Here is a 22,608-nt window from a genome sequence, read left to right as displayed (position 1 = left end):
TTATTTATATTACTTATTATAACTTTTATAGTATAATAATTCTAGTAATATTTTGACGGAGGGGAATATTTTGAATAAAGTTTTTTTTCATACTTGTATACTATTTTTTGTTGCGATAATCGCTTCTAGTGTGGGCGCATTCCTCGTTTCATCTCAATTTTTGTTGAATTTTGTCAACATTTCATTCTATATTGCATTGTTTTTTATTCTTATAGGTGGTTTTTTATTCATCTTTCAAAATGGATTTTTTAACGTAACAATTTACGCATTCCAAAGAGTATTTGGTACGAATAAAAAAATTGACTCTTTAATTGAAGAAGCAGAGGAACCTATCGATAAGAAAGAACGTATTTATAAAACATATTCATTCAAATGGACGTATCCGATTTGTATTACCGGTATCATACTTGGGTTGTTCTCGATCCTCATTAGCTTTACTATTTTGATGTAGTTTGCAAACACTATTCCATATGATATAATAATCAGCAAAACATTTTGTTATAAAACTTTAGTTCTTTCATATAAAAGAGCTCAGTTAACAATAAATAAATTTATATGTATGCGATGATAAAGAAGAGTACATATTGAGGCAATTTCAGAGAGCTTGTGGCTGGTGTGAACAAGTAATTGTACAGTATGGAATGGGCTTTTGAGCACCAAACCGAACCGAAAGTAGTAGGCTTTGGCGTTATATCCAGACGTTATTATGGATCTTGAGAGATTTCACAGCTGTGAAATAATTAGGGTGGTACCGCGGTCCATTCGTCCCTATGTAATTTGGGATGAATGGGCTTTTTTGTATGCCTTCTCTTCCCCATCGCACATTCAATTTTAGGAGGAATTACTTATGTCAGTTATCTTTTCTGGTATTCAGCCAAGCGGAACAATTACACTTGGAAACTATTTAGGCGCTATGAAGCAATTTACAGAGCTTCAAAACGAACACGACTGTTATTTCTGTATTGTAAACCAACATGCGATTACAGTACCTCAAGACCCTGCAGTGCTTCGCAAAAACATCCGCAGCCTTGCTGCGCTATACGTTGCATGCGGTATCGATCCTGAAAAAGCTACTTTATTTGTACAATCAGAAGTACCGGCACACGCTCAATTAGGATGGATTATGCAATCTGTTGCATACGTTGGAGAATTAGAACGTATGACACAATATAAAGACAAATCATCTGGTAGAGATTCAGTTCCAGCTGGATTACTTACATATCCACCATTAATGGCTGCTGATATTTTACTTTACAACACAGAAATCGTACCGGTTGGCGACGACCAAAAACAACATATCGAACTAACACGCGACCTAGCAGAGCGTTTCAACAAACGTTACCGTGAAATCTTCACAATGCCTGAAATTCGCATTCCAAAAGTAGGAGCTCGCGTTATGTCATTAACAGAACCTACAAGAAAAATGAGTAAATCTGATCCGAATCCAAAATCAATAATCAGTATGCTTGATGAGCCAAAAACAATCGAAAAGAAAATTAAAAGTGCCGTAACTGACTCTGAAGGTATCGTGAAATTTGATAAAGAAAACAAACCTGGAATCTCTAACTTATTAACAATCTACTCTTCATTCTCAGGAAAAACAGTAGAAGAAATAGAAGCAATGTACGAAGGAAAAGGATACGGTGACTTCAAAGGTGACCTAGCACAAGTAGTCGTAGAAGCAATTCGCCCAATCCAAGACAAATATAACGAACTAATCAACTCACCAGAACTAGACGAAATTCTAGACAAAGGTGCCGAAAAAGCAAACCGCGTTGCATTCAAACAACTACGCAAAGTAGAAAATGCAATGGGACTAAGCAGAAAACGTAGGTAACATATAAAGCGGAAGCGGCTCGTTCAGAATGTGAGGTGGATGGAGCTCCTGACGTAGAGGCGTTTTTTGCCTCGCAGGAAGGCGCGAAGCCATCGAACATTCTTGCCGATTCCAAATTAAAAAACCGCCAATTGGCGGTTTTTTTAATTTACCTTCTGCTCATTTTCCATTTCCCATAACTTTTCAAAAAATGGCTGTCCTTTTACAAGGCGCTCACATAATTGCTCGTGCTTCTCAGACCATCCAGTTTTCGCTTCATCATAAAGTTTAACCCAAACATCTTCAAACTCCATATGTTGGACCATTCCGTACGCTGATGGATCCCACTCTGTGAACCAATAGCGAATTTCAGCTGGATTTTTCGTTGTATGTAATTGATCTAACGCCATAAATAATAATTGTTTTAACTGTCTTTCTTTACGAGTTAGGCCGTTCATAATGTAAGGCGACGGCGATAAAATGTGATGTTCTTTTTCAATCTCTTCCACTTGGAACTCATACTTTTCTGCTCCCACATTTTCTACCATCTCATATACCATCTGTTCTTGACGAGGTATTAGCCTACTTTTTCGAATTGGTACATTATAGCCGATTGAATCAACCGCAATAATTCCTTTTCCATCTGTAACAACAAAGCAATACTCTTGTTGCAAACGTTCGTGATTTTTACGAATATAAGCCTTATGATGTACGTCTTCCAATAACTTTTGCGGAAGCTCTAACAATTCGTCCTCGATGTAATGATATAATGTGGAATCTACTTTTAATAATGGCACTTGATCTAATAGCTCAATCGTATCATCTTTTCGCCATTCGTAAAAATGACAAACGTTATACCCATTCTCTTCACCTTCAAACCAATTTACCCATACATCATGCAGATATAACATTCTCTACCCCTCACTTCACTAAGGTTTGTACCAATCATTATGTTCATTTTTGCTTAACTTTATTCCACTTGAGGAAATATATTCTAATTATTATTTTTTCTTCTATAATATAAAAAAACAGGAGATAGCTCTCCTGTTTTTTTATGAAATATGAAATGTATTTGCTTTATTCAATATTTCTTTCGCATCTATAGATAATAATGAAAGTGTATTTTCTCCTTCAAATGCTACACAGTCTTTCACAATATGAAATCCAAGTGCATAGCCAAGCATTTTCGGATACGAGTGCAATCCATTTAATAAAATATCATGCTCCCTCGTACCTCTCTTTACATCGATTCGTTCTTGTATTGAATTTCTCCAATAATAAATAGCATCTTCTTTTGAAATGTAAGTAGTCCACGGTGCACATCTTTTTTCTGTATACCTTTCATACACAGCTTGCTCAGCTAATCCTTCCATAATCATCGTATCTAGTAATGTATACTCTGTTTCTTTCGTCTCAATTTGATGTAATCTACATATATGGTGGTATTCATGCGTTAATAAAGCTTTTAGTTCCTCTATTGAATTCCGTCCACATACGAATAAGAAAATAACGTGACGCATAGATAAACCAGCCTTCCCGTTATATTCCTCTTGTACAGTTCGATTATATGAGTCTGATAATAAAATAAAGATAGGGACATCTGGACCTTTTAACCAACTTTTTAATTTTTCATACTCCATACTAAGTTCTTTCCAAATTTCTTTCTTCTCTAACTCTTTAATTTCCTGCTCCCCCCGCATTACTGGGCGATACATACCTTTAGAGATTAAAAAGCGATACAACCTCTCTTTTGGCAATGGAATATACTTTGTAAATTTCTCACAAAGCTTCTCTGGGCGTCCATAATACAGATGTAACCATTCTGCCGTTTCAACAACCCCCACCTTCATCCCTCCTTTTTCTTATGTATATGCAAAAAAGAAAGGAACGTAAAGGTGATAAAAAATAAATAAGGTGTCTTTTCGTAGTACTTTACGAAAAGACACCTTATTGTACATATTACTTATATGCTTTAAATACTAATACTGCGTTATGACCACCGAATCCTAATGAATTACTTAATACAGCTCGCACTTCTTGATGTCTCGCTGTATTTGGTACGTAATCTAAATCACATTCTGGATCTGGTGTTTCATAGTTAATCGTCGGAGGAATCACTCCGTCTGTGATTGATTTAATAGAGAAGATCGCTTCAACAGCACCAGCTGCTCCTAATAAATGACCTGTCATTGATTTCGTTGAGCTAATCGCTACTTTATATGCATACTCACCGAAAGTTTCTTTAATTGCCATCGTTTCGTACTTTTCATTTGCATCTGTACTTGTACCGTGCGCATTAATGTAATCAATATCTTCTGGCTCTAGACCTGCATCAGCTAAAGCTTGACGCATCGCACGAACTCCGCCTTCACCGCCAGGAGCAGGCATTGTAATATGGAACGCATCACCAGTTGCACCATAACCAGCAATTTCCGCATAAATGTGAGCACCACGTGCTAATGCGTGCTCTAATTCTTCAAGAATAAGAATTCCTGATCCTTCACCCATTACGAAACCGCTACGATTTTTATCGAATGGGCGGCAAGCAGTTGCTGGATCTTCATTAAATGTTAATGCTTTCGCTGAACTAAATCCAGCGAATGCCATGCTTGTTAATGGTGCTTCTGCTCCGCCCGTTATCATTGCATCAGCATCACCGCGCTGAATTACTTTAAATGCATCACCAATTGAGTTTGCTCCAGATGCACAAGCTGTTACAGAGCAAGTATTAATCCCTTTCGCTCCTGTAGCAATCGATACTTGGCCTGCTGCCATGTCTGGAATCATCATTGGTACGAAGAATGGGCTCACGCGGCGCGGACCTTTTTCAGTAAAAATCTTAAATTGTTCTTCGTATGTTTCCATACCACCAATACCAGAACCAATCCATACACCAATTCGAGGTCCGTTTTCTTCTGTAATTTCAAGCTTTGCATCCGCAACTGCCATTTTCGCTGCTGCTACTGCATATTGCGTAAAGCGGTCCATACGGCGCGCTTCTTTTTTATCTATATATTTTTCGACTTCAAAGTCGTTAATTTCTGCTGCTACTTTTGCTGGAAATAGTTCCGGATCAATTCTTGTAAGTCGTCCGATTCCAGATACACCCTTTTTAATGTTTTCCCAAGCTGTTTCAACATCTGTTCCGATCGGTGTAACAGCACCTAATCCTGTAATTACGACCCTCTTTTTTTCCATACAAAATACACTCCTTTTTTTCTCTCAGTCCTTATTTACCCCAACGAAGAGCTACTGCTCCCCATGTTAACCCGCCGCCAAAACCGACTAGTATAATTAAATCACCATCTTGAATACGTCCATTTTGCAATTCCTCTACCATTGCAATTGGAATTGAAGAAGCCGATGTATTACCGAACTTTTCAATTGTCATACTCATCTTTTCTTTCGGTAAATTTAATCTTTCTCTTGCAGATTCCATAATACGAATATTCGCTTGATGTGGTACTAAGAAGTCCACATCCTCTTTCGTAAGTCCCGCTTTTTCTAACACGCGAAGACAGGAATCACCAAGTTGGCGAACAGCAAATTTAAAGACTTCTCTGCCGTTCATCATAACATACTCGTCTTGATAAAGATGCTTACCGCCACTTCCGTCCGCTCCTAATTCAAAGGAAAGTACACCTTTTCCTTCCGAAACAGCTCCCATTACGACAGCACCTGCTCCGTCCCCAAATAGTACTGCTGTATTTCGATCGTTCCAGTCTACAATTTTAGATAGTTTGTCACTACCAACTACTAATACATTTTTATAAGTTCCCGTTTGAATAAATTGCTGCGCTGTAATCATTCCGTACATAAAGCCAGCACACGCTGCACTTAAATCCATTGCGGCTGCGTGTTTTGCGCCAATTGCTTCTTGGATTACACAAGCTACTGCTGGGAATGCGCGATCTGGCGTTACCGTTGCCACTAAAATAAGATCGATATCCTCTCCGCTAATCCCGGCATCTTCAAGTGCTTTTTTAGAAGCCTCTACCGCCATATATGAAGTATCTATTGTATCATCGGCAATGCGTCTTTCTGCAATTCCCGTTCTCGTACGAATCCATTCATCAGATGTATCTACGATTTTCTCTAAATCGTGATTTGTGACTACTTTTTCTGGCACATATCTTCCGATCCCTAAAATGCCTACGTTCACATCGCAGCCCTCCATTTTATATCAATTATTATGACTTGGTACTAATTTTAAAACATAAATGTACTTTTGTCTAGAATATATTTCAGCTAAAAAAATTAAACCAACGTATGATTGACTTTATTTTTCATTAAAAGCAACAAAAAAATTCCTGCCCTTTCAAAAGATAAACTTCCCCATTCTTTTGGTCTTACCCCGCTCGAGACTAAAAGAGGCCTAACCGCTTCTACTCACGGTTCGAGCCTCTCTCCCATCAAAAAAGAAGGATTTGATTTCCCGCTTCCCTTCTAAACTAGGATGTTCCCCTCATATTCTTCTCCTTTAACATCATCATATCTCTGGTTTTACCCTGCTCGAGACTAAAAAAGGCCCTAACCGCCTCTACTCACGGTTCGAGCCTCTCTCCCATCAAAAAAGAAGGATTTTGTTTTTGTTTTTGTTTTATTCTTTATCCGCTTTCCCAAGCTCATATGCTTCATCCATTACTTTCATCAATAGCTCTAACACTGGCTGCGCTTTCTCCATATCAAGTGCAATTCCATTAGAATCTAAAATTGCCTTAGCTTCTGGTAAATGCTTCATTGCGATTTGTAAAAATTGCATACTTTTTTCGTTCATGTAATCTCTTCCTCTCCATTAAAGCTTTTCAATTATCCATACAATAGTTTAACACGCGCGCTACCCTTCGTATAACTCTTTATATTTTTTCATATGTGCCAATTGTTTATTTAAACCGAATTCTACGGGTGTATTTTTTTGAATAGAAATAACCTCTACAGCTTCATCCCTTACTTCCACATTTTTTTTATTTACTTTATCATCTGCATGCAACAAGGCCATACCTTTTTCCCATAACGCTTCTTTTCCGCTAAGTAAGTTACATACACCGAGGCACTTTACATTCGTTCCATTTTCCCATAAGTATTCACATACATCTTCAACGTAAAGTAAATCGCTTCCTCTTTCTCCATTTATACAATGGCACTCTTTTTCATCGAATTCTGATAATATGAGTTGATGATACATCATAAACGACGGTTGCCACGGCCCATATAATGTAGGAACTCGATATGCATTATATTGTAACTCTCCTTTTTTTAAGCCTTCTTCCACTTTCGAAAATACACGTTTGTTTTCGGTGTCTTCAGTGCTCCCTATTTCAATAGAAGAAATTAAATTTAACTTTACTTTATTTTTTTCACACATTCTTACAATCCGTTTTAAATATTGTAATATGACCCTTTCATTTCGAAATCCACTTTGCTGATTCGGCTCATACAAGCAAAAATAAACTGTATCGAAACTCTCTTCCTCTATCGATCGCCATCCGTCTTCATCCCTTATAGAATAGTACGTAAATAACGCATTTCGTCCAATCAACAATAATTTCTCTTCATTAATTTTTGTCATGCTATCAAATTCATCAAAATCAAGACCATATACTTCTACTTCTTCTGCAATCATTTTATTCACAAGGTGATAACCTACAAACGTAAGTGCACCTATAATCAGCACGCTTTTCATACCACCAACCCTTTCCCCTTGAAACAAATAGCTCCTCATTTATGTATATGGGAGCTTCACAATTCTTCTTCATATTTTTTAAAGAAATCCGTCGTTTGTCTAACCATTTTATATTTCACATCTTGCAGATGGAATAAAACAGAAATATCGCATTGATTGAATTGCCTCATTTTCTCGTATTTACGTAACAATTGTTTTCTTCCTCTTTTTTCCTGTGTTGAGACGAAAATTTTAACAGGTACACAAGACGGAAGAAGTGCAAATGATTTCTTATTTATTTTTGATTCTAATTCTTCTTCTTTGGAATCATACGCCAAACTTAATTCCCTCACTAATCTTTTGTAAAAAAACTTATGCTCTTTCTCAAACTCCACATATTCTGGTAAATCTAAACACGGATTTAACATAACGACAGAACGTATACATTCAGGGTATTTGTTCATCATCTCCAGTGCTACAAGCGCTCCCATACCATCTGCCATAATGTGCATTTTCGCATTCAATGTCTCTTTTCTTAGAACGACATCATACAAACGTTTTGCTAGACGAACAGCTCGATCGTTCCCCCAATGCCTTCCATATAAGTTAGATGAAAAGACCGTATAGCCTTTTTCAATAAGGCCCTGCAAAAAATAAGCTCTCCCTGCATGCTGTGTCCATAAACTTGTACCATTCTCAATAAAATAGTTATAATCTCCTAGGAGCATAACAGAAAATCCATTTGGCTTTTCCGGCAAATAAATTACACATGGCTCTTTTTCTAAGTAAAAAAAACGTTCCGTAATACTCATTTTTCCCCCGCCTTATTTTCTAAACGTATAAAAGTACTCTTTTATAATGTATGAACAGAATGCAAATTTGCGTTGAAAAATCTACAAATATTTTTCTATATTCTTTTTTCAATTGTGTTACAATAAGGACAGATTGAACGAATAGAGGTGTAAAATATGCGTTTCATTTGGGCATTAATTTGGTCGTTCGCACTTGTACATATGATGAGCTATGTAATCGGCTCTATGACTGGTGGTACATACGATTTTAACCAAGCGTCTATTTTCTCAGTTGTTCTTGCGGTATTAGTATTAGCGATTGCAGCTGCGATTCCAAACGAGCCAGTAGAACAACACTAAAAAGAGTCCGGATTTTATCCGAACTCTTTTTTTACTTTACATGAACAACTAATTCGTTATTTTCAACATCGACCACTACGTGACTATTGTCAGTAATCGTTCCTGCAATTAATTCTCTCGCTAATTTCGTTTCAACTTGACGCTGTACGTATCGTTTTAACGGACGAGCTCCGTACATCGGATCAAATCCAGCTTCTACAACAAATTCTTTTGCAGGTTCCGTCAATTCTAATGATATGTGGCGATCTGCTAAACGCCCTTGTAATTCTTGTACAATCTTATCAACAATACCTTTAATTTCATTCCTTGTAAGAGGTTTGAATAAAATAATTTCATCAACGCGGTTTAAGAATTCTGGTCGGAAATGTCCTTTTAATTGTCCCATTACAAGTTCTCTTGACTCTTCTTTAATAGAACCATCTTCTTCTAGCCCTTCTAATAAGTGAGCAGATCCAATATTTGAAGTCATAATAATAACCGTGTTTTTAAAGTCTACTGTACGTCCTTGTGAATCTGTAATACGTCCATCGTCTAACATTTGTAATAAAATGTTGAATACTTCTGGATGTGCTTTTTCGATTTCATCTAACAAAATAACAGAATACGGTTTACGTCTTACTGCTTCTGTTAATTGTCCGCCTTCTTCATACCCAACATATCCAGGAGGCGCACCAATTAAGCGTGACACTGCGTGTTTCTCCATATACTCCGACATATCGATACGAATCATTTGCTCTTCACTGTCAAATAACGTTTGTGCCAACGTTTTTGCAAGCTCAGTTTTACCAACACCTGTAGGGCCTAAGAAAATGAATGAACCAATTGGACGATTCGGATCTTTGATGCCAGCGCGAGCACGAAGTACTGCGTCTGATACAAGGCTTACCGCTTCCTCTTGACCAATAACACGCTCTGACAAAATTTGTTCAAGACGTAATAATTTCTCACGTTCACCTTCAACGAGTTTTGCGACAGGAATACCAGTCCACCTTGAAACAATGTCTGCAATTTCTTCTTCACTTACTTCCTCGCGTAATAAACGATTCTCTTGTTTATTATGTGCACCCATCTCTTCCGCTTCTTTTAACTCTTTTTCGATAGCTGGAATTTTCCCGTGGCGAAGCTCAGCTGCTTTATTTAAGTCGTAATTTCCTTCCGCTTCTTCTAACTCACGGCGCAAGCGCTCTAAATGTTCACGTAAGTCACGCACTTTATGAATGTCTTCTTTTTCTTTCTCCCATTTCGCTCTCATACTACTTGCAACTTCTTTTAAATCCGATAATTCACGTTGCAATGTTTTTAGGCGCTCTTGACTACCTAAGTCCTTTTCTTTTCCAAGAGCAGCTTCTTCAATTTCCAGCTGCATAATGCGGCGCGTTACTTCATCTAATTCTGTTGGCATGGAATCAATTTCTGTTCGAATTGTTGCACAAGCTTCATCAACAAGGTCAATCGCTTTATCTGGTAAGAAACGATCTGAAATATATCGATCAGATAAAACAGATGCTGCTACAATCGCGCGGTCATGAATATTTACACCGTGATAAATTTCAAAACGCTCTTTTAAACCACGTAAAATTGAAATTGTATCTTCAACAGTTGGTTCTTCTGCTAATACTTGTTGGAAACGTCTTTCTAGCGCTGGATCTTTCTCAATATATTTACGATATTCATCTAATGTCGTTGCCCCGATACAATGCAGTTCACCACGCGCTAGCATTGGTTTTAACATATTTCCTGCATCCATCGCTCCTTCTGTTTTACCAGCGCCGACAATTGTATGAAGTTCATCAATGAATAATAAAATGCGGCCTTCACTCTTTTTAATTTCATTTAATACAGCTTGCAGACGCTCTTCAAACTCACCGCGGAATTTTGCTCCGGCTACAAGTGCACTCATATCTAAAGCGAAAATTGTTCTATCTTTTAATCCTTCTGGGACATCTTTTTTCACAATACGCTGTGCTAATCCTTCAACAATTGCTGTTTTACCAACACCTGGCTCTCCGATTAAAACAGGGTTATTTTTCGTTTTGCGTGAAAGAATGCGGATCACGCGGCGAATTTCACTATCTCGGCCAATTACAGGATCAATTTTCCCCGCTCTTACTTCAGCCACTAAATCACGGCCATATTTTTCTAACGCTTCATAAGTTACTTCTGGATTTTGACTAGTCACTCTTTGATTCCCCCGAACTGTCATTAAAGACTGTAATAAGTTATCTTTCGTAATATAAAATTTTGTAAATAATTGATTTATATCGCCTTTTTCTTCAGAAAAAGCAAGCAATACATGTTCGACTGAAATGTAATCATCTTGCAATTTCTCCGCTTCAGCCCCTGCTCTTACAAGCAGTTGTTGCAAAGCACCTGTTATATATAATTTCCCTGCCTCTGCCCCGCTTCCAGTTACAGAAGGCTTTTTCTTAATTAAACTTTCTACACCTTGTTTTAACGCTTCTATATCGACATTCATTTTTTGAAAAATACGTACTGTTAATCCGTCTTGCTGCTCTAATAACGTAAACAATAGATGAACAGTATCTACTTCTTGATGATGATGAGATACCGCTAAAGATTGAGCACTCATAATCGCTTCCTGTGTTTTCGTTGTCATTTGATTTAAGTCCATCTTTACAGCCCTCCAAATGTTTGACTTTCTTTGACCTTTGATTTGATTATACGCCAACTGACTTTTTTATACAATAATTTTACTTATGTAGTTCAAACTTATTATTGGAAAAAGAAAACAGTAACATTCATTTTCCTAATCAAAAAAAGCCGCAATAACGATTGCGGCTTCTGTTACGGTTTTCTTTTATATGTCCACTGACGGTTATGATTTGCATTCTCCGGAAACCTTTCCCCGGCAGTTAATTTCACCATTTGTGGATCTTTCACCATACTTCCCGTTTCACCAATTTCTACGTAAATGCCATCATTTGGTGCCTTTTGCCCTGAACGAAACCTACGATTTTGTCCCATTTCCATTCTCCTTCCATGACGTCTTGCCTCATTAGTATATCCATTTTAAAAGAAAGCTTTTCTGTCATGTTTAGGAAACAAGTACTACCGTTTACTCATGTACATATATATAATTACACAAGCTTAAGCAGGAATTATTGGTATATTTGTTGAAAAAAAAGAAACCAACCTAAGTCTAGGCCAGTTTCAAAGGAGAGTCAAACATATACGAGAAGATTACATGTTCATTATAAGTCGCATCATTCAAACAATGTAACCCTTTTCACAAATTGTACATAATGAAAGAAACATTGTTTGAACTTTCTAAAAAAACGTTGACTTTTCCTAATTTCCAACGAGAAATAGTAGACACCACAGCGCTTCGCGACGTAAGATGGATATATAGTGAAACTTTCATCTACAGTAGTTTCACCCAGTCTAACCTCTTATTTCTGCATATTAAAAACGGAAATACAGATAGAAACAAAAAAATTATTATAAGAGGTGAAATTATGAACAAACAACATTTAATCGCTTTAGACTTAGACGGAACTTTATTAACAGACAACAAAATAATTTCTCCACGAACGAAAAACACAATTGCAAAAGCAAAAGAACAAGGACATATTGTCGTTATTTCAACAGGGCGTCCATTCCGCGCTAGTTACGATTATTATAAAGAACTTAGCCTTAACACACCAATCGTAAACTTTAATGGAGCTTACGTGCATCACCCTCTCGATTCAAGTTGGGGAACACATCACTCTCCTCTTGAACTTTCAACAGCGCAAGAAATCGTCCGAGCTTGCTTTGATTTCGGCGTGAAAAATGTCTATGCTGAAGTCATCGATGATGTGTATGTCCGTGAAATTGATGAAGATAAAAAACATATTTTTGAATTCGGTTCTCCAAAGATTTTCACAGGAGATTTATTAAATATTTTAAACGACCATCCAACTTGCTTATTAATCGATGCACATGACGAGCATTCTGCTGCAATTCGGCAACATTTAACAGATATGCATGCTGAAGTCATCGACCATAGAAAATGGGGTGCGCCTTGGCCAATTATTGAAATTGTGAAAAGCGGACTAAATAAAGCTGTCGGATTACAAAAAATTTCAAGTCATTACAATATTCCAAAAGAGCGAATCATCGCTTTCGGTGACGAGGATAACGACTTTGAAATGATCGAATTTGCTGGTCATGGAATTGCAATGGGTAATGCGATTCCTGAATTAAAATCACTCGCAAATCATACAACATTAACGAATGAAGAAGACGGTATTGCCCTATATTTAGAAGAGGTTCTTGGGTTGTAATCTAAAAATTCCCTACTTATAGTTTCCCGCAAACTGCTCATACTATAATTAGACGCAAGAGAAAGCGCGTCAATTGTTTTCAGCTAAATAAAGGGGGTTTTTCGAATGGGTAAAAAGAACAAATCAAAACGTTTTATCCAACAAGGAGCCGATGCTGTTATGAAGCATGATGCAAGATTCCCGTACAGAGGTACATTAGCTGAGGCAGAAAAAGCGAGAAGTAACTCTTCGTTTGGAGGGGTTTAATGGGAAACTTACTATTCCAACAAGCTAGAGACGCTGTTGTAAGTGCCGTTTCTTGTTCAAGTGGTACCGAGCAACAGGAACTCGTTTATAGAGCAAAAAATTCTTTGCACTCTGCTTATGCAAACTCTTCAACTGCTGAAAAAGTTCAGCTACGCGAAATGCAGGAGCAATTGCAAAACATTACGAATTCGCATTAAAAAAGAGGACCAGCTTTGGTCCTCTTTAATCTTTTCGAAATAACCCAAACACTCCGACCGTTTGCAGTACATTTGTAAATGCACCTGGGTCCACTTGTTTAATAACCCTCTCCAATTCGTACAACTCGTAACGAGTAATAACAATCATTAACATTTCTTTATTTTCATTTGTATAAGCACCTGTTGCTGGTATAGTGGTAATCCCTCTCACTAAGCGAGAGTGAATCGCTTTTCGCACATCTGCCCCGTTCTTTGTAATAATTAATGCCGTAATCTTCACATGACGGGTATGAATCGCATCAATAATTCTCGTTGATATATACAAAGTGACTAAAGTATATAATGCTTTTTCCCATCCATACACATAGCCAGCAGCGATAATGATAAGTGCATTAAAGAAGAAAAAATACGTGCCGACAGGCTTATCTTTTATCTTTGATAAAATCATGGCGATAATATCCAGGCCACCTGTAGAAGCACCCCACTTTAAAGCAATTCCTACCCCAATCGCTGAAATAATACCACCAAAAATCGCATTCAATATTATATCATTCGAAACCGCTCTAACTGGGATAATTTCTAAAAACAAAGTCATAAATATAACACAGAGAAAACTAAAAAACGTAAAAGCCTTTCCAACCTTTTTCCACGCTAAAATAACGACGGGAATATTAAATAAACTAAACAATACACCCGTAGATATATGAATGGATAAAAAGTCACCTAATATTTGCGATAATAATTGAGACAATCCAGCAAAACCACTCGCATATACTTTCGCTGGTGTTAAAAATAAATTCATCCCAATCGCATTTAATAAACCAGCAATAATCACAACGACTAACTTCTTAATAAGTTCAGTATAATTCAGCTTCAAATCCATTTCTAATCCACCTTTAGTATTCATGAATGCACGCTATACATAGTCTTTACGAAAAAGGAAATGATAAACATACAACGTTTAGAAATGGAGTTGATACATATGCCACATACGAGCGATAACGACAAAAAAGCACGCGACAATAATGCAAAGCGCACTCAAAAAAATGAACAAGAGCAAAAAAATATTCAGCAAGGAAAACGTGCATATTCTAAGAAAACTAATCACCTTTGATTACATCGTACATCAACGTTAATGTTGATGTACTTTTTTTACATTTTACAGGAAAAAAACATTAAAAATTCACTTCATGTTCACTTCTATATTCTACAATAGCGATAACATATTCGGATGAGGTGTTAGCATGAGAGGAAAAAGTATATTCATTATCACTGCACTAATAAGTATATTAATGCTATCGGCTTGCGGGCAAAAAAATGACTCGGCCACAATCGCTACAACAACAAACTCTACCATTACGAAGAGCGATTTCGAAAAACAATTGAAAGATCGATACGGAAAAGACACGCTATACGAAATGATAGCACAAGATGTTATTACTAAAAAATATAAAGTATCTGATGATGCAGTGGATAAAGAAGTAGAAAAAGCAAAAGATCAATATGGAGAACAATTCAAAGCAACACTAGAAAATAATCGTTTAAAAGATGAAGAAGATTTCAAAAATCAAATTAGATTCAAACTTGCATTGAATGAAGCGATTAAACAAAGCGTTACAGAAAAAGATGTGAAAGACCACTATAAACCAGAAATTAAAGCTAGTCATATTTTAGTAAGTAACGAAAATGAAGCAAAAGAAATAAAGAAGAAATTGGATACCGGCACTTCATTTGAAGAATTAGCAAAACAAGAATCTCAAGATTTAGCATCAAAAGATAATGGCGGAGACCTCGGATACTTCGGGGCAGGCAAAATGACACCTGAATTTGAAAAAGCTGCCTACAAATTAAAGCCCGGCCAAATTAGCAATCCCGTTAAATCACCAAACGGCTATCACATTATTAAACTAACTGATAAAAAAGATTTAAAACCTTACGATGAAGTGAAAAACTCTATACGTAAAGACTTAGAAGAAGAACGTATTGCCGACGCTTCCTTCGGTCAAAAATTATTACAAGATGAATTAAAAAAGGCGGATATTAAAATAAATGAGAGTGACTTGAAAGATACATTTTCTCATCTTTTTTAGTAAGGGAAATAAAAAATGAGAGTACAAAATTTTTGAACATTACGGCGGGTAAATGAAATTATATGAGCGATTTTTCGAATATATCGATTTACCTACAAAACTGACAATAATTACAACCTAATTAATGGAGAGGAGACTGTTCCAAAATACCTTTTGGAGACGGCCTCCTGTTTTTTATTCTCTCATCAATATTTTCAACTTTTTCTTCAAGCTTTTATAATGCCAATTGATGTGATCTAACTCTATCTCCACTGCTAACATCTCCAGTTCCTTTTCGGAGGATCATACTGAAAGACTTTCTATTAACTGTTCTAGTAGATTATCTTGCAAATTTTCGCCCACCTCTCAATTTTTACTGAACGCAAAAAGAACTACCCCTCCCCTAATAAACTTAGAGAAAAGATAGTTCTTTCTAATTCACTTTATTTCTTAAAGTAAGTCCAGCCTTCTTCTTGGTAAATCTTCTCTTCTTTCATCATTTTACCAAGTGCACGCTTAAATGCAGCCTTACTCATATTGAAACGTTCTTTAATGTCTTCTGGGCTGCTCTTATCCCAAAACGGCATCGCTCCGCCTCGTTCTTCCATATATGCATAAAGTACTGCTGCATCATCTTCCATTCCTTCTTCTTTACGAGGAAGAAGTGAAATGTTAATTGTACCGTCGTCTTTTACGTCAATAATACGGCCTGTTACGCGCTCACCGATGCGGACTTGTTCTTTTCTTTCTGTATGGTGTAAGAAAGCACGGAAATGCTCATCAGTTAGTATGAATGAACCAACTTGAAGTGAGCGATACACACGTCCATTTACGTTTTTATTACGCATAGATGGCGTTGCATCTACGATAATTTCTTGCATATCACTATCTCTTGCCGGAAGAGCAATTAAACGATCACGATTCGTTAATTTTAACGTACAATATAATTCGTCGCCTGCTTCTGGCCATACTGGCATATAAATTGGAAACTCATCAAGTGGAATTAGTATATCTTTTGATACACCAATATCAACAAACACACCTAAACTAGGAATAACTTCTACAACCTTTACCCAATTCCAATCATGTGTTGTAATAATTGGTTCCTTCATTGTTGCTGAAATACGATTTTGGTGATCAAGGTATAAGAATACATCAATCGTGTCGCCTTCTGCAATTTCTCCAGCTAATTCGTTTTTATGTAGGAAGATTTCTTCCTCTTCGTTTCCAACCATATATCCGATTTCCGTTTCGCGTAAAACAGTTACCTGTTCAATCGATCCTAATTGCAAATACATATTTTTTAATTCCCTTCTATATATATAAAGTTATCTTTTTTATCATTCCAAACAAAAGTTAATTATAACACGATTTTTCCTTTATTTGTCCAACTGCCCAAAATTCACTATAATTAAATAAAGACTGTATCTATAGGACTATATTACCCTACGGGTGATTAGTCAAAACACTTAAGTTGCAACACTCTATCTAATCCATGTATTTTCCGCTATACTTTAATATGTATATTACATAGCCTATTTAGGTGCATGAAAAGATAGAAATTTATTTGGAGGTGCTAACTATGGCAAAAGAGAGTTCTTTTGACATCGTTTCGAAAGTAGAATTACCTGAAGTAACAAACGCAATTAACATCGCATTAAAGGAAATCCAAAACCGATATGACTTTAAAGGTAGTAAAAGTGATATTAAATTAGAAAAAGAAGTACTTGTTTTAACTTCTGATGACGAGTTCAAATTAGACCAAGTAAAAGACGTTCTAATTTCTAAACTTGTAAAACGTAACGTTCCAATTAAAAACTTGGACTACGGAAAAGTTGAAACTGCATCTGGTAACACTGTTCGCCAACGTGCAACTCTGCAACAAGGTATCGATAAAGATAACGCTAAAAAAATCAACAACATCATTAAAGAAATGAAATTAAAAGTAAAAACACAAGTACAAGATGACCAAGTACGCGTAACAGCGAAAAGCCGTGATGACTTACAAGCAGTAATCGCAGCCGTTCGCAGCGTTGACTTACCAATCGACGTACAGTTCATTAACTATCGCTAAAAAGAAACCTCCTCTATTCAGAGGAGGTTTTATACTTATTACGAGCAATAAAATATTGCTTTATCAAATGATTTTTCTCGAATATACACTTTATCATTTTCAATTTTGTATTTAATATTATTTTTCTTAAGAACCGCTGTATCGACAGAATGAACACTATCGCCCCACTGAACAAATTCCCCATCGTCACCGTTGTCCCAAAAATACAAACTTACGAATACGATAAGAAGACAAAAACATAGAGCGAACAACTTCTTTCCCCTCAAATATCTCACCTCATCTTGAACTGTAAACGGACTACCAAAAGAAGAGTTACTCATTTCCGTTTCTTTTTAACCGCAATTAAAAAAGTAATAAATAATACGTTCACACCGACTATTAAGGAGATAAATAACCAATTCACACCGGTTTCTTCGCTAACTTTATACACATTCGACACTTCGCGCTTTAAAACGAGATGAAATTGCCCGTTTTCTTCTCTTATAATCTCATCTTCCAATAACCCTCTTAACTCTTGTTTTTCACCAATTGCACTTACAGGTAAGGAAACTTTTTGCGTTTCTTTCGTATTATTAATCGCTACTAGTGTTACTTCATCTTTATACTTTCGTTTTAGTATACTCATTCCATCTTTATCATATAGAAGTTCAAACGTACCGCGTCGTAAAGACGGTCTCGTTTGTCTAAGCTCGCCGAGTTTTGTTATGTGCTGCATAAACTTTTCATCCGATTTGAAATCCATTAATCGCCTATTATCTGGAGCATCCCCTCCATCTAATGCGATTTCAGTTCCGTAATAAAAATTCGGTATTCCTGGGGATGTATACAAGTAAGTAAGCGCTAGTTTTAAACGAGACGGCGGGTAATACATATTTTCTTTTGCGATACGCGCAAATCGCTTTGTTTCTTGATTATCTAAAAACGTAGCGAATTCCTCTTCTTTTCCGCTCACATCATATAAAGGTTTCACAGACATATCTGCTTTTGAAAATGACTCTACTATTTTTTTATAGTATTCATTATCTTCCTCTGTCATAATACGAAAATTTTTCTTTATCGTCTGCAAATCTTTTTGCACTTCATCCCAAAAACCACGCGGCTTTTTTTCACTATGCATCACATAACTTCCGTCTAAATCGACTTCTTTTATCCACCATTTCATCGAGTCTATTAATTGTTGTTCATTTTCTTCATATGGAAATTGAAAGACAACTTTCATTCCTTTTTGGTGAGCCTCATTTACAAGCTCTTTCACATCATTTTCTGTTCCGAAATGTTCATTTACTTTTTGAAAGTTTCGAATGCCTAATCCATCATACTTTTCACTTTCAAAAAGCGGCGAAAGCATAATAGTAGTAAATCCCATTTCTTTTATGTAGTCCAATCTTTTTATAATCCCTCGTATATCTCCGCCCTGATACCCTTCTAAATTACCAACGTCTAACTGTTTGTCATTTTTCGGTTCTCCGTTATTGAAGCGATCAATCATAATGGAATATATAACTTCATCTCGCCATTCTCTTTTTTCTTCCGCAAAAGTATGTACTGGTACAAACAAAATAACAGCTAAACAAAAACAAATGAATAGTTCCTTAGTCCATATTTTTTTCACACGCATCCCCCAAACTTCCAATTATAAGAATATTATACCAATTTTCAAAACAAATCGCATACGTTGATTTTATTCCTCCAAAATACATCATGTTAGGTTTTCTAACATCAACTAAAAAGTTTTCTGAATTTTTAGTTGATTTTTCTTTTTATTTCGAGTATGATATGAAACATAACAAGTAGATGTTATTTTTTCTAACATCACTGGAGGAGAGAGAATGAATACGGGAGATACAGTTTTTATTTTTGTAACGACAGTAATGGTCATGTTGATGACACCAGGATTGGCACTTTTTTATGGAGGTATGGTTCGCAGTAAAAACGTACTCAGCACAACCATGCATAGTTATAGCGCAATGGCTATCGTTTCGATTCAATGGATTGTTATCGGTTATTCTTTATCATTCGGACCAGATTGGCACGGACTTATCGGCAATCTCGATTGGTTCGGTCTAAACGGAGTTACCTACGCACCAAATCCAGACTACTCATCTACTATTCCTCACAATTTATTTATGATGTTCCAACTCATGTTCGCTATTTTAACTCCCGCTTTAATTTCAGGTGCATTCGCCGAAAGAATGCGATTTTCTGCCTTTCTTATTTTTATCCTTCTTTGGACAACAATCGTTTACAATCCTGTCGCTCATTGGGTATGGGGCGTTGGCGGATGGCTAAGAGAACTTGGCGCACTAGACTTCGCTGGTGGTAATGTCGTTCATATCACATCCGGCGTCGCTGGTCTTGTATTAGCTATTTTCCTCGGAAAACGAAAAAACATAAGCGGTACCTCTCCTCATCATTTACCATTTACAATGTTAGGCGCAGGCTTACTCTGGTTCGGCTGGTTCGGTTTTAACGTCGGTAGTGCATTATCTTTAAATGACGTAGCTTTAACTGCATTTATTAATACAAATATAGCCGCTGCTGCCTCAGCACTAACTTGGATGCTTTCAGAATGGTTCTTCCAATCGAAACCGACTGCGATGGGAGCTGCTTGCGGAGTAGTTTCCGGTTTAGTCGCTATTACACCAGCTTGCGGATTCGTTACACCTTTCTCCGCTCTGCTTATCGGAGCAATTGGCGGTATATTATGCTTCGGCGCTGTCTTCTTCTTAAAAACGAAATTCGGATATGACGACACACTCGACGCCTTTGGATGCCACGGGATCGGAGGAACTTGGGGCGGTATTGCAACTGGACTTTTCGCAACAACTTCTATCAATAGCGATGGTGCTAACGGATTATTTTACGGAAACGCCACTCTCCTTTTCAAACAACTTGTAGCAATCGGAGCAACATATGCATTCACGATCATAATGACGTACGCCATTATTAAAGCCATTAACTTCTTCCTCCCTGTTCGCGTCGATGAGCACGAAGAACAAATGGGGCTTGATATTTCAATGCATGGGGAGAAAGCTTATGAGTATACAGAGAGATCCGTGAACTAAAACTTACAAACATACGAAAAAGGTGTACTCCGTTCTAACACGGGGTACACCTTTTTCGTATATTCATAACAACACAAATATTCCAAACTATTGGTATATAAATATCTTTATCTATCTATTCATATAAATATCTTATCTTTTCAATAGCGAATTTAAAACAAGTTGCACAGCAACAGCGTCATCTAAATAACCAATAGGAAAAATATAATCCGGAATCACATCGACTGATAGAATAAAATAGATGAGAGCACTTCCCATTAAAGCTAGTTCTACAGGTGTCCCCTTCTTTTTCGTAAATCTCTCATACAATTCTTTCAGATCATTAATAAATGGTCCAATACTACTTACCTTCTGAATCTTCTCGGTAAACCCCTTTTCAATCGTTTCTTTTCCTTCTTCTGTTTGCGAATATTGTTCGTAATTAGCCAATTGTTGCTCTACATTCGCGATACTAAACTTTTGATCATATAACTGTGAAGATTCAAGTAAATGTTCAATGTTATTAATGGATACATGAATATCAGATTGTTCTTCCTGCTTTGTTTCAATAGAATAACCTGCCGCCACAAACAAATCTGCGATCGGAATACCAAGGCAATCTGCAAACTTTTGCAAATGCTTCGGATTTGCTTTCCGCTTACCATTTATAATCATCGAAATAGTAGCAGTATCAATTCCAGTAAGCGCACTCAGTTTTCGCATCGATAAAGATTTTTCCTTCAGTAATTCTTTTAATAACAACCCAAGATTACTTCTTTCAGTTCCTTCAGACATATTCCATTCCCCTCTATTCATGAGAATAATCATAGTTGTCACACGCAAGATAACTACAACTTCTATACAATTATATTAACAAATTTTTTTGCCGAGTTACAAGGTGGGGATTCGTAATATATGTTTACATTTTGTAAACATATATTACAACTCATAAAATAAAGCCATCTTAAAAAATCGAAATTTTTTAAGACAGCTTCTTCTGCAAAGTTTAATAGCGCAACTTACTGCAACCATTTTCTCAATAAAAAAAATATGCTACTACAAACAATATAAGAACTAATAAAAGTGAAAAACGCAACTAGAAATGAATGGTGCAAGGAAAAAGTTAGCACTGTTAATAATGAAGACAAAAAGAATATATCTAATAAAATAAAATATCCTGAACTTAAAACACTTTCTACTAATTGTAATTCCGCCTCAAGTTCAGAGTACTTCAACCTTTTATAAAGTAATCTCACTTTCACTCACCTTCTATTCATCTGATGTTAAAACTATCATCCCTTTCTCTTTCTATAAAATGAAACTTTAATCAGTGGGGGTTTTGTTCATCCCCACTGATTATGAGCCCGCAAATAGCGGGATAAATCAATCAAAAAATGCAGCAAATGCAATAATTAATAGTAACGTTCCGCTGATCAATGTTCCAAATTGTCCTAAAGTAAATTTCCCAATACGAACGTGAGCTATCTTTCTCCCTAATGCAACTCCGCCCCAAACTGTTATGAAACTACCAATTGCCGCAGCAACACATATTGCTATCGGATTCAAACCGAATAAACCAGCACCTAATCCGTTCGTTAATGCATTAGCAGACAGACCAACGCCAAGAAAGATAGATTCTACAAATCCGATTCCTCCAGATTCACCTATATTTTTCGTTAAACCATTTATTTCCGTAGATGCTACTTCACCTTCCGCTCCTTCAGCTACCACCTTACGCGGAATTGCTAATAATACAATTCGAAGACCAATGACAACTAATAAGAAAGAACCAATGACTACTGGCATAATCCCAGGCAAAATTTTTGAAAGCCATAATCCAAAATAAATCCCGGCCACACTAAACAAAAAGCAAATAACCGAAATGATAAGATTGGAAAAATGACTAATTCGTATGTTGCGAATGCCGTAAGAAATTCCCACCCCTAAGTTATCAATGCTTGATGAAAATGTTAGTGCTAATACCATCATCCATGCTGTCATTTAATTCATTCACTCCTCCACGCGAACTATATTTCTGAACATTAAGATAATTTACGTGACAT

Annotated in this window: 26 protein-coding genes and 1 other annotated feature; of the genes, 10 read left to right on the top strand and 16 right to left on the bottom strand. The window is 36.6% G+C overall.

Annotated elements, in window-relative coordinates:
* The first annotated feature begins 70 nt into the window (after positions 1 to 70).
* Positions 71 to 451: a DUF3899 domain-containing protein gene (locus FT637_RS06820; protein ID WP_193645661.1), complete on the top strand. Its 381-nt coding sequence runs from the start codon at positions 71 to 73 to the stop codon at positions 449 to 451.
* A gap of 104 nt (positions 452 to 555) precedes the next feature.
* Positions 556 to 773, top strand: a binding site (T-box leader).
* Positions 774 to 847: 74 nt separating this feature from the next.
* A complete protein-coding gene (trpS, locus tag FT637_RS06815) occupies positions 848 to 1,837 on the top strand; it encodes a tryptophan--tRNA ligase (protein WP_193645660.1) in 990 nt (329 codons plus the stop codon).
* Positions 1,838 to 1,980: 143 nt separating this feature from the next.
* On the opposite strand, the gene FT637_RS06810 is transcribed toward trpS, so the two are convergent.
* The 7 genes from FT637_RS06810 to FT637_RS06780 form a co-directional block, all read right to left on the bottom strand.
* On the bottom strand, positions 1,981 to 2,727 hold the full coding sequence (locus tag FT637_RS06810) for a YjbA family protein (protein ID WP_193645659.1): 747 nt from the start codon (positions 2,725 to 2,727) through the stop codon (positions 1,981 to 1,983).
* A gap of 141 nt (positions 2,728 to 2,868) precedes the next feature.
* The gene (locus FT637_RS06805; RefSeq protein WP_193645658.1) at positions 2,869 to 3,660 is read right to left on the bottom strand and encodes a DUF2268 domain-containing protein; all 792 of its coding nucleotides are present in this window, start codon (positions 3,658 to 3,660) and stop codon (positions 2,869 to 2,871) included.
* A gap of 115 nt (positions 3,661 to 3,775) precedes the next feature.
* Complete coding sequence (fabF, locus tag FT637_RS06800) at positions 3,776 to 5,014, bottom strand: beta-ketoacyl-ACP synthase II (RefSeq protein ID WP_193645657.1); 1,239 nt, start codon at positions 5,012 to 5,014, stop codon at positions 3,776 to 3,778.
* A 31-nt stretch (positions 5,015 to 5,045) separates the two neighbouring features.
* Positions 5,046 to 5,978 carry a beta-ketoacyl-ACP synthase III gene (fabH, locus tag FT637_RS06795; RefSeq protein ID WP_193645656.1) on the bottom strand — a complete coding sequence of 311 codons (933 nt, stop codon included), beginning with the start codon at positions 5,976 to 5,978 and terminating at the stop codon, positions 5,046 to 5,048.
* 438 nt (positions 5,979 to 6,416) lie between these two features.
* Positions 6,417 to 6,593, bottom strand: a complete 177-nt coding sequence (locus FT637_RS06790; protein WP_193645655.1) for a ComZ family protein — start codon at positions 6,591 to 6,593, stop codon at positions 6,417 to 6,419.
* Positions 6,594 to 6,653: 60 nt separating this feature from the next.
* The gene (locus tag FT637_RS06785) at positions 6,654 to 7,526 is read right to left on the bottom strand and encodes an NAD-dependent epimerase/dehydratase family protein (RefSeq protein WP_193645654.1); all 873 of its coding nucleotides are present in this window, start codon (positions 7,524 to 7,526) and stop codon (positions 6,654 to 6,656) included.
* Positions 7,527 to 7,555: 29 nt separating this feature from the next.
* The gene (locus FT637_RS06780; protein ID WP_193645653.1) at positions 7,556 to 8,290 is read right to left on the bottom strand and encodes an alpha/beta hydrolase; all 735 of its coding nucleotides are present in this window, start codon (positions 8,288 to 8,290) and stop codon (positions 7,556 to 7,558) included.
* 156 nt (positions 8,291 to 8,446) lie between these two features.
* On the opposite strand from FT637_RS06780, the gene FT637_RS06775 reads away from it, so the two are divergent.
* On the top strand, positions 8,447 to 8,629 hold the full coding sequence (locus FT637_RS06775) for a YjzD family protein (RefSeq protein ID WP_001211111.1): 183 nt from the start codon (positions 8,447 to 8,449) through the stop codon (positions 8,627 to 8,629).
* A gap of 31 nt (positions 8,630 to 8,660) precedes the next feature.
* Here FT637_RS06775 and clpB read toward each other — a convergent pair whose 3' ends face one another.
* Positions 8,661 to 11,261 carry an ATP-dependent chaperone ClpB gene (gene clpB / locus FT637_RS06770; protein WP_193645652.1) on the bottom strand — a complete coding sequence of 867 codons (2,601 nt, stop codon included), beginning with the start codon at positions 11,259 to 11,261 and terminating at the stop codon, positions 8,661 to 8,663.
* Positions 11,262 to 11,434: 173 nt separating this feature from the next.
* Positions 11,435 to 11,614, bottom strand: coding sequence for a YjzC family protein (locus FT637_RS06765; RefSeq protein ID WP_002117000.1), 180 nt, complete (start codon positions 11,612 to 11,614; stop codon positions 11,435 to 11,437).
* 491 nt (positions 11,615 to 12,105) lie between these two features.
* Here FT637_RS06765 and FT637_RS06760 point away from each other — a divergent pair, with 491 nt between their 5' ends.
* The 3 genes from FT637_RS06760 to FT637_RS06750 all read left to right on the top strand — a co-directional run bounded on the left by FT637_RS06760 (position 12,106) and on the right by FT637_RS06750 (position 13,358).
* Positions 12,106 to 12,915 carry a Cof-type HAD-IIB family hydrolase gene (locus FT637_RS06760; protein WP_193645651.1) on the top strand — a complete coding sequence of 270 codons (810 nt, stop codon included), beginning with the start codon at positions 12,106 to 12,108 and terminating at the stop codon, positions 12,913 to 12,915.
* Positions 12,916 to 13,020: 105 nt separating this feature from the next.
* The gene (locus FT637_RS06755; RefSeq protein ID WP_000516816.1) at positions 13,021 to 13,161 is read left to right on the top strand and encodes a hypothetical protein; all 141 of its coding nucleotides are present in this window, start codon (positions 13,021 to 13,023) and stop codon (positions 13,159 to 13,161) included.
* Positions 13,161 to 13,358 (top strand): DUF3813 domain-containing protein, encoded by a 198-nt coding sequence (locus tag FT637_RS06750; RefSeq protein WP_193645650.1) that lies wholly within the window; start codon positions 13,161 to 13,163, stop codon positions 13,356 to 13,358. Before FT637_RS06755 ends, FT637_RS06750 begins: the two co-directional genes overlap by 1 nt.
* Positions 13,359 to 13,383: 25 nt before the next feature.
* Here FT637_RS06750 and FT637_RS06745 read toward each other — a convergent pair whose 3' ends face one another.
* Positions 13,384 to 14,241 carry a YitT family protein gene (locus tag FT637_RS06745; RefSeq protein WP_193645649.1) on the bottom strand — a complete coding sequence of 286 codons (858 nt, stop codon included), beginning with the start codon at positions 14,239 to 14,241 and terminating at the stop codon, positions 13,384 to 13,386.
* Positions 14,242 to 14,340: 99 nt separating this feature from the next.
* On the opposite strand from FT637_RS06745, the gene FT637_RS06740 reads away from it, so the two are divergent.
* Both FT637_RS06740 and prsA read left to right on the top strand, forming a co-directional pair.
* A complete protein-coding gene (locus FT637_RS06740) occupies positions 14,341 to 14,472 on the top strand; it encodes a DUF3941 domain-containing protein (protein ID WP_016113760.1) in 132 nt (43 codons plus the stop codon).
* Between the two features lie 130 nt (positions 14,473 to 14,602).
* Positions 14,603 to 15,448, top strand: coding sequence for a peptidylprolyl isomerase PrsA (gene prsA / locus FT637_RS06735; protein WP_193645648.1), 846 nt, complete (start codon positions 14,603 to 14,605; stop codon positions 15,446 to 15,448).
* Between the two features lie 422 nt (positions 15,449 to 15,870).
* On the opposite strand, the gene FT637_RS06730 is transcribed toward prsA, so the two are convergent.
* On the bottom strand, positions 15,871 to 16,725 hold the full coding sequence (locus FT637_RS06730; RefSeq protein ID WP_193645647.1) for a S1 RNA-binding domain-containing protein: 855 nt from the start codon (positions 16,723 to 16,725) through the stop codon (positions 15,871 to 15,873).
* 284 nt (positions 16,726 to 17,009) lie between these two features.
* On the opposite strand from FT637_RS06730, the gene FT637_RS06725 reads away from it, so the two are divergent.
* Positions 17,010 to 17,501: a YajQ family cyclic di-GMP-binding protein gene (locus FT637_RS06725; RefSeq protein ID WP_002030284.1), complete on the top strand. Its 492-nt coding sequence runs from the start codon at positions 17,010 to 17,012 to the stop codon at positions 17,499 to 17,501.
* 38 nt (positions 17,502 to 17,539) lie between these two features.
* Here FT637_RS06725 and FT637_RS06720 read toward each other — a convergent pair whose 3' ends face one another.
* Both FT637_RS06720 and FT637_RS06715 read right to left on the bottom strand, forming a co-directional pair.
* Positions 17,540 to 17,767 (bottom strand): hypothetical protein, encoded by a 228-nt coding sequence (locus FT637_RS06720; RefSeq protein WP_193646230.1) that lies wholly within the window; start codon positions 17,765 to 17,767, stop codon positions 17,540 to 17,542.
* Between the two features lie 50 nt (positions 17,768 to 17,817).
* Positions 17,818 to 19,119 carry an alpha-amylase family glycosyl hydrolase gene (locus FT637_RS06715; protein ID WP_193645646.1) on the bottom strand — a complete coding sequence of 434 codons (1,302 nt, stop codon included), beginning with the start codon at positions 19,117 to 19,119 and terminating at the stop codon, positions 17,818 to 17,820.
* Positions 19,120 to 19,330: 211 nt separating this feature from the next.
* On the opposite strand from FT637_RS06715, the gene FT637_RS06710 reads away from it, so the two are divergent.
* Positions 19,331 to 20,566 (top strand): ammonium transporter, encoded by a 1,236-nt coding sequence (locus FT637_RS06710; RefSeq protein WP_193645645.1) that lies wholly within the window; start codon positions 19,331 to 19,333, stop codon positions 20,564 to 20,566.
* 132 nt (positions 20,567 to 20,698) lie between these two features.
* On the opposite strand, the gene FT637_RS06705 is transcribed toward FT637_RS06710, so the two are convergent.
* From FT637_RS06705 to ytaF, 3 genes are all read right to left on the bottom strand, one after another.
* A complete protein-coding gene (locus FT637_RS06705) occupies positions 20,699 to 21,340 on the bottom strand; it encodes a helix-turn-helix domain-containing protein (protein ID WP_193645644.1) in 642 nt (213 codons plus the stop codon).
* 224 nt (positions 21,341 to 21,564) lie between these two features.
* Positions 21,565 to 21,801 (bottom strand): hypothetical protein, encoded by a 237-nt coding sequence (locus FT637_RS30435; RefSeq protein WP_002134945.1) that lies wholly within the window; start codon positions 21,799 to 21,801, stop codon positions 21,565 to 21,567.
* A gap of 127 nt (positions 21,802 to 21,928) precedes the next feature.
* Positions 21,929 to 22,546, bottom strand: a complete 618-nt coding sequence (ytaF, locus tag FT637_RS06700; protein WP_193645643.1) for a sporulation membrane protein YtaF — start codon at positions 22,544 to 22,546, stop codon at positions 21,929 to 21,931.
* Positions 22,547 to 22,608: the final 62 nt, after the last annotated feature.

Source organism: Bacillus cereus (assembly GCF_015071065.1).
In the GTDB taxonomy this organism is placed as follows: domain Bacteria; phylum Bacillota; class Bacilli; order Bacillales; family Bacillaceae_G; genus Bacillus_A; species Bacillus_A cereus_BA.
The sequence above is the reverse complement of the archived record's forward strand: the minus strand, read 5'-3'. Positions and strand labels throughout refer to the sequence as shown.